A 10,953-nucleotide genomic window follows, 5' to 3' on the forward strand; every position below is an offset into this window, starting at 1 on the left:
AGCTAAAGCAGACGGGGATGGAACACGTCAGCTAAAGCAGACGGGGATGGATACAAGCGTAAGCTAAAGCAGACGGGGATGGATACAAACGTAAGCTAAAGCAGACGGGGATGCAATAATATTTAAGCTCGCCGTGTGAATACGTTAGGCTTTTTTGTGGGTCTCAGCCTCGATCTCGGAAAATTCATTATGGGGGCGTAGGTCTTTGGCAATAGGTTCGCACAATCAAAATTTCGAAGGGTTGGTATTATACCGAAACTCAATATATAATAGTCCAAAAGAAAGGGACTAAACATATTGTAGTTTGGCATTACCATTATAAAAACTAAAATAGTCTTTTGGACTATTTTAGTTTTTATAATGGTATTAGTTCGGCACTACCATTCTTATACTAAGCCGCCTCAGTCGGAGAACTATTTTGGTTTAAGAAATGGTATAACATTGGTAATGGGTTCGCACAATCAAAATTTCGGAAGGCTGTTTTTATATCGCCGAGTTGAATGGACTGGTTCAATCACACTAAAGATGAAGCTTGAAATGGTGGAGTCATAGACGACGGCAAATGGCATTATCCGCCAAACAACCTTTTGAAAAAGCCTTTTTTCTTTACTTTTTTGCCAGTTAACTTTTGGCCTTTTATGGGCTTTGCCATTTTCCTACCCACAGGAGAGCGGCGTAGAGCAGCGATATTGCCCTGTTCGGCCTCCACTTCTTTTTTGAATTGATAATCGCAGCTTTCTTGGTCGAGGCATTCAAATAAGTTTGATTTGCTGTTAAGTTTGTATTTGTTTTGACCGATTGAGAGTACTCCGTCCTGAGCCTTCGAAAGAATATCATTTATATCGTCGCTAATGGTATATACACTTCCACCAGTTCGATAAGCCAAATTAATATACTCTACATTTATTCCCCATTCGCAACCAGTTAATATTACTCGAACTGGATGTTTTATTTTTGATAATAGTTCATAATCTCTAATTGGAGTATTATCGGCCACTAAAATTAGTTCATCAAATCCTTCAAAATGTTTCTGAGCTTCAATAAGTGCTTCACAATCATTTTCATCAAGGGTTTCGCCCCCGTATCCAGCTCTCATTACCGTATAGAGCATTCGTGACGCCTTTTCGGCTTTTGCAGCTTCAATAAAGTAAATACCACCAGTGACACCAATTAGTTTATCTTTTTCTTGTTTTTTATCACCATCATTAAAATAACAAAGATATTTGATGCCGCTAGTTGCTGTATTTTTAAGGTGCCATAATAATACTTGAGGCGAGTATTGATACATACTTCCGGTCATATCCATCACCACTAAGGCGTTTTTCCAGCTAGGATGTTCAGCTAGTGTACGCCATACAAATGAATCTTGCAGGCCACCAACTTCCACCAAGTATCTGTCAACTCTTTGTACAGGGGTCATGCCTGCATCAGGTTTTGGGGAAGGCTTCGCCTTTCTTTTTGCATAACGTATTATAAACCCATGAAACATGGCCTTCGCTTCATCTTGTGTTTCGCAGGAAGTTTGTAAAATGATATTGAATTTGATATTGACATCATTCAAAGCGGAATCGAACTTGAACAATTCTTTAAGTCTCTTAACTAATAGCTCATGATAATCGGTAAGCCAGAATTCACGGTCTTTGGGGTATTTGGTGTATACTACATCGATGGTGTGTGCCTGATATTCTTCCTTGAGCATCAGCCAATCTTTTATATTCTTTATATTGTGCTGGGCATAGCCATTTTCAAGAACCACCATGTCCTTGAGGTTTCTTGTAAATACTTTTTTTGTTTCGGAAACTTTAAAAATAGCTTCAAGTTCTGAGGTATATAAATTGGGTTTTTCCAACATACGGTCAGAAAATTTTGGTATAATAGGTTGCTGTGCTTTGGCCAAAAAGCAAAAGAGAACGATATTGAAAAATGCACTAACTCTTTTTATTCCCATGTATGTGCGGCAAATTTAACTGACCTTGCTATGGATGTAACGAAAACAAGCCAAAAATATTGTATACATTGTGGATATTGTGTATTTATATACAGGCTATTTGTCTAGTAATACCGAAACTCAATATATAATAATCCAAAATAATATAAATCGTTGCAACCCTTTTCTATTTTTATGGGTCTTTGTTTATGTTCCAATATATTTGCAACTTAATTAATGAATAAATTTAACCGCCTAGGGGCACTTGTTATCATAGTTTTTGTGTTTTTGCTCATGCCTTTATTATGGGGGGGATGCAAGAAAGACAAGGTATTAGCAAATAATTTCTCACTTAACTTTTCTGAGGATACTTTGATATTTGATACTGTGTTTACTAAAATGGGCAATGGTAACCCACCCTCTATGTATCAATATTTGGTGGTGTATAATAATGAAGACCGCACCATTACAACCCGTGTGAGATTGGGGGGAGCTGGTACATCGCCATTTCGTATGAACGTGGATGGACGCAGCGGCCCTGTGGTCGACAATGTAGTTATAAGGGCCAAAGACAGTTTGTTTATATTTGTTGAGGCATTCCCCGATCAAAACAATCAGAATAACCCGCTTGTTATTACTGATTCTATATTGTTTGACAATACCAATGATTTGAAAAATGTAAAATTAGTATGCTGGGGGCAAGATGCCCATTATTTATACGATTCTGTATTGACAGGCAATATAAAATGGGCTGACAATTTGAAACCTTATGTTATATATAATTCTGTGTTGATTGATCCTGCAAGCACCTTGACAATTGGGAGAGGTGTGCATGTATACTCGCATAACAATTCTAAAATATATGTACAAGGGACGCTTAAAGTGCAAGGCGACACGGATGCAAAAGTAGTGTTTGAGGGCGACCGTTTACAATACAGCTATCGCAACGAATCTAACCAATGGCGGGGCATCAGGTTTATGGTTGGTAGCAATGGAAATCAAATAAAAAATGCAATAATAAAAAATGCAACAATCGGCATAGAAATAGATTCGATTCCGATAGTGGGGAAATATAATGTAGTTTTGGAAGGGGTTGAAATTCGCAACCATTCAATTGCTGGCATATATTGTTTTATGGGAAGCGTGCAAGCAACAAATTGTTTGGTGGCTAATTGTGGTCAATACACTTTGGCTGGTCTTGCTGGTGGCAGGTATGATTTTTACAATTGTACTTTTGCCTGTTATAGTAATATGTTCAGTAGAAAGAACGAACAATTTGGTATTAGTAACAAGGAAGTTCTTGCAGGTGCAATCAGCTATAAGGCACCGTTGAGTTTTGATATACAAAATTGTGTTATATATGGAGATCAGGACGATGAAGCAGTATTTGTCTTGGAGACTCCAGCGATATCAGCAGCTATTGACAATTGTTTGATAAAAGCGAAGGACGCAGCCCTCATAAATTTTATTAGTACAGGAAATAAAAATATTCTCGCCAAAGACCCAGAGTTTGTAGATTATATTACCTACAATTTTAGAATTGGCAAAACTTCACCATGTATTGAGGCTGGAAATAATAACAATCCGATAACCTATGATATTACGGGAAAATACCGTATAAATTTGCCAGATATAGGCTGCTACGAATATTGATAGATTAAAAAATATAAACCATGTCAAATCAAAAAAAACACCCCGAAGATAGTAAGACCATCATGAACGAACTTGTTCTTCCTAACGATACCAACATACTCAATAATTTGATGGGTGGGCGTTTGCTGCACTGGATGGATATCTGTGCTGCCATAGCTTCTCGCAAGCATTGCAACCGCAGTGTGGTAACAGCCTCTGTAGATTCTGTTTCGTTTAAAGAGCCAATTCGGTTAGGCGATGTGGTGACAATTACAGCTAAAGTAACACGTTCTTTTCGCTCATCGATGGAGATACATTTGGATGTGTTTGCCGATAATATTCAAACAGGCGAAAACCGACGTTCGAACGAGGCTTATTATACTTTTGTAGCCGTTGACGGTTATGGAAGTCCTATTAATGTACCTGAACTTGAACCACAGAGCGAAGATGAGATAAAGAAATTTGATGGAGCCTTACGCCGTAGGCAGTTGCGGCTTATATTGAGCGGTAAAATGAAGCCATCGGATGCTACGGAATTGCGTAGTTTGTTTATTACAGATTGATAAGCACAAAAAAATATTGATAAGCACAAAAAATTCTTTAAATTTGACAACATTTTTTAAAACATATAATGAAAAATAATTTTACCAAACTCGTCGCAGCAGCTATTTTTTTTATTGTTGGGGCAATCAACTTCAAGGCCATGAGCCAATGTGCAACACCATCTACTCTGAATAAATGCTGCGGCATAGGTGTAGTGAGGGTGGAATTGTATGGACATTTTTCAAGATCAGTAAACTATAATACGGCTAATACCTATTTTGATTATTATAATTCTACTAGTACCTGCTTGAATTTGGGTGACACTGTTTATATGACAGCACAGGTAGGTTACTACAATCAACAACAAGTATTTATGTATATTGATTGGAATGGCAACGATACTTTTGAAACAGCAGAGTTGTTATTGCAAAATTCAAATATAGGTGCTAATGATAGCCTTTATGGTTATTTTATTGTGCCTATGGGAGCTTTGCCCGGTGCTTATCGGATGCGAATAGGTTCTGACTGGGCAGGGCTAAGTGTAACCAATAACCCCTGCCAAAATTCGTATGGAGATTTTTGGGACTTTCAAATTGATGTAAATGCAGATACTAATTACAATGTAGCGGCTGTTTCGGTTAATGGCCCTGCAAGTTTGACTATTGGTCAAAATGATACTATCAGTTTAACGATTTCAAACCACAGTGATAGTGCTATTGATAGTGTAAGGGTTTATTATACCTTTGATGGGAACACCTATACTGAAGATGTAACTGGGATGAACCTTATTTCATGTGGGCAGTACACCCATAAATTTTCGCAAACAGTTTCAGCTTCAAGTAGCGGAGTATATACCGTGAAAGCATGGGTAAAATATCCCAATGGAAACAATCCTGATGCCAACCCCAATGATGATACAGCGAGTATATTACTTTGTACAGGTATAACTGGCACATTCACCGTTGATCCTTCAAGTTCTAAATCCTATACCAATTATCATAAGTTGAGTGAAGTTGCACAATTGATGAACAATTGTTTTATTAGCGGCCCTGTTATAGTAAAAATTAAATCAGGAACATATACTGACAGTGCTTTTTTTACAAATGTAAATGGATTAAGCAGTACCAATACGATTACTATAGATGGGGGTAGTGCCGCTACAACCAAAATGTCCAATAATAAGAATGTAGTATTGGGATTCCAAGACGTATCTTATATCACTGTAAAAAATTTAACTATTGATCAAACAAGCACCTCTACCGATGTAAAAACATGTTTGTCCTTTTGGGGCGATGTTACTGAAGTGCATATAGACAGTTGTATTGTGAAAGCACAAATAAGTTCAAGTAACTATTATATGTATGACATCTGCTTTGGAGATGCGACTAAAGGTGGCCAAAGTACAGTTTCAAATTGTTCTGTTACAAATACCAAGATTACAGGGGGTTATATAGGAATATATATTCCTGGCAACTATACTACTAATGGCTATAATGTAACTATTAAAAGCAATGATATATCTGACCAAAACTATCAGGCGATATATGTATTTTATACGGACTCAGTTTATATAACAGGCAACTATGTTTATTCTGCAAATGCCAATGTGCAAACTTATGGAGTTTATATTTATCAATCGTCAGAATCGTATGTGGTAGGTAATAAAATTAATACCAACAGTTACCCAGTGTATTGCTTTAATGTCAATAACTTATTGGTTCAAAATAATTTTATTTGGGGTAACCACTATCAAAGTGTATCCTTATTTAATTATAGCGGGGGTTCTATGGTAGTGAAGATTTATCACAATACTATTAGGAATTATGCACCATCTGGTAGCACTGGCAGATCGGGTTTATATATAAGCGGAGGAGCAGTCGATTTAAGAAACAATATTATAAGTGTACAACGAGTGAGCAATCAATGTGTGTGGGCTTATCAAACCAGTAATATTAATCTGTCGGAGTATAATAATTTCCATGGAGACAATGGTTGTGATATGCTCAATATAAATGGTGCCACTTACACAACAGTGAAAGACATACAGGGGATAAACGGGTTGAACAATAATGTGTTTAATCAGCAACCAGCTTTGATAAGTAATAGTTCTCCTTATAATTTACATTTGCAAACCAATGTGGCACCACTTCAATCCGACAGTCTCGCAGGTGTTGCAGATGATATAGATGGAGACCAACGCTGTACCCTTGCACCGCAGTTAGGAGCAGACGAATGCAAGTATCAGTATTCCGCTGCTACGCCTAGCTTTAGTGTTCAAGATACATTATATATTAACAGTCCTTTCACTGCAAAAAATCTATCTACAAAATATGGGGAGTATTATACTTGGTCTGTTGATGGCAATGTTGTTAGTGGACTTTTAACAAAAGATTTAATAAGTAATGGCATATCCAGCACAGGTAGTCATACCATTATGCTGGAAGCAATAAACTGTAAAGGCACTTATGATACAACCATCACTGTAATAGTCATTACCCCAAGTAAAGCTCCGTTAGTTAGTTTTTATGCAAGCGACACTATAATAGATGAAAACCAAAACATCTTCTTTACTAACTATACTACTTTAGGTCCCCAATCATTCAATTGGACTATTACTCCGGGAGTTAATGGCAGCGATTGGGTTTATATAAATGGTACAGATACCAATAGTTACCAACCATGGATTACTTTTATAACACCGGGGCAATATAATGTTTGTTTGACTGCAGATAATTCGGCAGGAAGTAGTCAGTTATGTAAAAATGTCTATATAAAAGTTGTAAGAAATTTAGATATGGGTTCCACCACTTTTTCCAATTCGTCCGAAGGACGTTTGTTCGACGATGGTGGCAAGTATGCAATACATGGGCAGAATAAGAAACTAGATTTGTTGATTTCACCTTGTGCCAAAGATTTGACCATAGAATTTGACCAAAATAAATTCAAGTTGGGGTATATGGCTTGGATGGGAATATGGGATGGAACAGACAGTATTAGCGGAAAACCAATGCATACCAATTATGGATTTACCAATAATAATAAACCAGGGAAACTAACCGCCAAAAGTGGAAGCATGTATATATATTTTTATAGCTCGTGGTGGCAAGATATCGGATTCGAAGCCAAATGGACTTCCACACCGGGCAATTTCCCAAAACCCAGTGCCGCATTTGTGATACCCGATACTGTTTATATAGGATCAACAATAGATATTAAAGCTACCTACTGGGATAAAACATATTCTTATAGTTGGGATTATGATAATGATGGTTCAGAGGATGCCACTGGCTGGAAAAACCCATATACTTTTAACAATGTTGGAACTCAAATTTGTAGATTGATTGTTACCAGTTGTGGAGGAATGGATACTGTTGACAGAACAATAGTTGTGCTCAACCCATCTCAAGCTCCAGTTGCCGATTTTATTGTAGAATATGTTTATGTTCCTAACGGGTGTGTAGCAATTCAAAGAACCACACCTAACAAACTCACACTGGGTAAAATCCTTACCTTGGTCGACAAATCATTATATGGTGCTACTGGTTGGGATTGGGATATACAACCAAACAATAACGTGGTATTTGAAAATGGAACTAGCCAATCCGACCAAAACCCTGATGTGTCATTTACCGATACCGGTTATTATACGGTTACCTTAACTGCAACAAATGCTTATGGTAATAATGTGAAAACCGTGAGCAATTATATAAAGGTGAGCGATGATTATTGTTATCCAACGTGCACCTCATATACAGCAGATGCTGGCGTAAGCTTATTTAATATTGGTGATATATATAATTCTTCCGATATCGGAACTTCCGATTATTGGGATTTTTCTTCAAGTACCACTTGTTTGGTATTGGGCGGCAAATATAAATTTAATGCGGCAAGACTTACCAACTCTATAAAAGCAACCTGCATAATTTGGATTGACTATAATATTGATGGTATATTCCAAAATACGGAACGTGTTTATATTAATTCTTTAACCACAGCCAAAACTTGGTCAAATACCATTACTGTACCCAATAAAAATTCTGGAAAAGTTACCACTGGATTTACCAAGTTACGTATCTCTGTGGTTGATGGAAGTAGCACTGCTGCCTGCGGCACAAGTAAGTATGGTGGAGAATATGAAGACTATGGTATTTTCTTGGTTGATGATTATGAAGGCCCAGTTATTACACTTATTGGTAATACAAATACCACGGTGGAACAAGGCCGCACTTATATGGATAGCGGTTCAAAAGTTACCGATAACATAGACCTTAGTTTAAAAGCGGTGGTAACAGGGCTCCCTTTGAATACACTCACCACAGGAACTTATCCTCTTGTATTTAATGCCACCGATAGCAGCGGGAACAAAGCTATACCAGTATATAGATATGTAACAGTAATAGCAGATGCAACAGCTCCTTACTTAGCTTTGATAGGAAATAATCCCGACACTGCTGATGCTAATATTACTTATAGTGATCCCGGAGTAATTGCTTACGATTCTGTAGATGGAAATATTGCTAACAATGTAGTGAGAACAGGCAGTGTAAATGTTGCCATATTAGGGACTTATCAATATCAATATAAAGTGGCTGATAAAGCAGGAAATCAAGCAGGACCTATTTCACGCGATGTATTTGTTACTGATCGTGTGAAACCAGTTATCATACTCACTGCACCTAATCCTTATACCATGAATATAGGTGATGTATATACAGAGTCTGGATATAAAGTTACTGATAATTATTCTACTAATTTAACAGTGAATGTTAGCCCAAGTACATTTACAGCTACAAAACCCGATACCGTTTATATAACCTATACGAGCACGGACAGCAGTGGAAATACAGGCACTGTGCAACGTATGGTAATTGTAACCGACAATGTAGGACCAGTTATTAAACTAAAAGTAGGCGATACCATATATACTGAAGCGGGCTTTACGTTTACAGACCCAGGCTATACTGTAACAGATGATTATGATACTGGACTAACCGCTACTGTAATTGGCAGTATCAATATCATGCAATTAGGGGTACAATCTTTAACTTATGTTGCTTCTGACAATTCTGGTAATTCTACTTCAAAAACCAGAACAGTGATAGTGCAAAAAACTAAGAAACCTGTATTAACCCTTAATGGTAAGGTAATAGATTCTGTTATGCAGTTCCAAAGTTATACCGACCTTGGGGTAACTATCACGGATAATTATTATACTTCAGCAACCCTGCAATCTTTGTTAACTATTACAGGAAGTGTCAACACTTCAATACTAGGGAGCTATACCTTAACGTACGGACTTACGGATCCATCGAACATTAAAGCAGATGATGTATCTAGGTCGATAGTTGTATATACTGCAAATTCAATTAGGGGAACGCTGGTAGCTGATGAATTACGTTTGTATCCAAACCCCGCTAATGATGTATTGAACTTGGTATTTACCAACACAACTAAAGCCAAACAAATACTTATATATAATCAAGCAGGACAGTTAGTGTTTAGTGCAAGTGCTCAAGCTACAGATAAAATGATTTCAATGCCCGTTAATGAACTTGCACACGGATTATATTATATAGCTGTGGTAACTAGTGAAGGAAGACAGATAGCGAAGTTTGTGAAAGATTAAAAAGGAGTAAGTGGCTTTACGCGAGATAGCTAACGCAAATTATACAATGTAATATTAAAAGAGCCGATGAGTTTAAATTCATCGGCTCTTTGTTTTTTTATATCATCCGTATGGTCTTGAGTTCCTATTCGCCGCGGCGAACCGAATGGTACTTACCCCTTACTCCTAGTTTCTAATTGCCAGATGCAGCGTTTCTTAAAACAAAAATGTCGTAGTATTTGAAATTTTGGTACGCTTTTTATAAAGTAGGTAGCAAGAAATAAATACAGCCATGAGAAAAATTATTAAAGCAAGCATTTTTAGTATCGTAATACTATTTGTTTGGGCGTTCACTACCAAAGTTGAGCAAGCTGATCCATTTACTACTGGAGAGAAACTTGAATACCGAGTACACTATGGAATGATGGACGCAGCAAAAATTAGCATGACCATTGATACTGGAATTAAAAATGTGAATGGAAAAAACACCATTAGAATTATGGGCGATGGTAAAACTTTGAGCGGCTACGATTGGTTTTTTAAAGTGCGTGACCATTATGAAACCTTTATTGACACACAAACAAATTTACCTGTTAAGTATATACGCAATGTGCAAGAGGGTGGATATAAAGATGTGGAACACGCCACCTTCGACCACCGTAACAATAAAATATATAGTAGCAAAGGAATATATAAATCAGACGGAGCTTCGTTTCAAGATGTGTTGTCAGCTATATATTATTTGCGGGGGCAAAATTTGAAAAACATGAAGAAGGGGGATAAAATTAAAGTAAAATTTTATTTAGATAAAAAAATATATGAATCGGAAGTGACGATAGGTGGAAGGGAGGTTATAAAAACTTCATTAGGTAAATTCAATACTATTATATTAAAACCCAATGTGGTTGTGGATCGTGTATTCCCTAATAAAGATGCCCTTACAATATGGGCCACCGACGATGCGAACTTAATTCCTTTGCGAATAAAAACAGAATTGATGGTAGGCTCTATTAAAGCCGATATCACAAAGATTACAGGTAATAGAAATCCGCTTACCAGCAAAATAAAATAAAACATCAGTTACTCGTTGTATAATAAAAGTCAGGGCTCGTGAGGGTTCTGGCTTTTTTGTTTTTCAAATACTTTAACCCAAGTTGCAGCCGATTGTCATATTACAGTAAACATGTGACGCTTTTCGACCTAAAACAATAACAATTCAGACTAATTTGACTTAGGCTCAAAATGC

The 10,953-nt window shown here is 37.0% G+C and carries 5 protein-coding genes; 4 read left to right on the forward strand and 1 reads right to left on the reverse strand.

Going from position 1 to position 10,953, the window contains the following annotated elements; genetic code table 11:
* Positions 1–568 precede the first annotated feature (568 nt).
* Positions 569–1,948, reverse strand: coding sequence for a hypothetical protein (locus tag SGJ10_06895; GenBank protein MDZ4757849.1), 1,380 nt, complete (start codon positions 1,946–1,948; stop codon positions 569–571).
* Positions 1,949–2,164: 216 nt separating this feature from the next.
* On the opposite strand from SGJ10_06895, the gene SGJ10_06900 reads away from it, so the two are divergent.
* The 4 genes from SGJ10_06900 (at position 2,165) to SGJ10_06915 (ending at position 10,779) form a co-directional block, all read left to right on the forward strand.
* Positions 2,165–3,580: a hypothetical protein gene (locus tag SGJ10_06900; GenBank protein ID MDZ4757850.1), complete on the forward strand. Its 1,416-nt coding sequence runs from the start codon at positions 2,165–2,167 to the stop codon at positions 3,578–3,580.
* 20 nt (positions 3,581–3,600) lie between these two features.
* Complete coding sequence (locus SGJ10_06905; GenBank protein ID MDZ4757851.1) at positions 3,601–4,122, forward strand: acyl-CoA thioesterase; 522 nt, start codon at positions 3,601–3,603, stop codon at positions 4,120–4,122.
* Between the two features lie 68 nt (positions 4,123–4,190).
* On the forward strand, positions 4,191–9,728 hold the full coding sequence (locus SGJ10_06910) for a DUF5011 domain-containing protein (GenBank protein MDZ4757852.1): 5,538 nt from the start codon (positions 4,191–4,193) through the stop codon (positions 9,726–9,728).
* Positions 9,729–9,999: 271 nt separating this feature from the next.
* Positions 10,000–10,779 (forward strand): DUF3108 domain-containing protein, encoded by a 780-nt coding sequence (locus SGJ10_06915; GenBank protein ID MDZ4757853.1) that lies wholly within the window; start codon positions 10,000–10,002, stop codon positions 10,777–10,779.
* The last annotated feature ends 174 nt before the right edge of the window (positions 10,780–10,953 follow it).

This window comes from Bacteroidota bacterium, assembly GCA_034439655.1.
Lineage (GTDB): Bacteria > Bacteroidota > Bacteroidia > UKL13-3 > UKL13-3 > CANJUD01.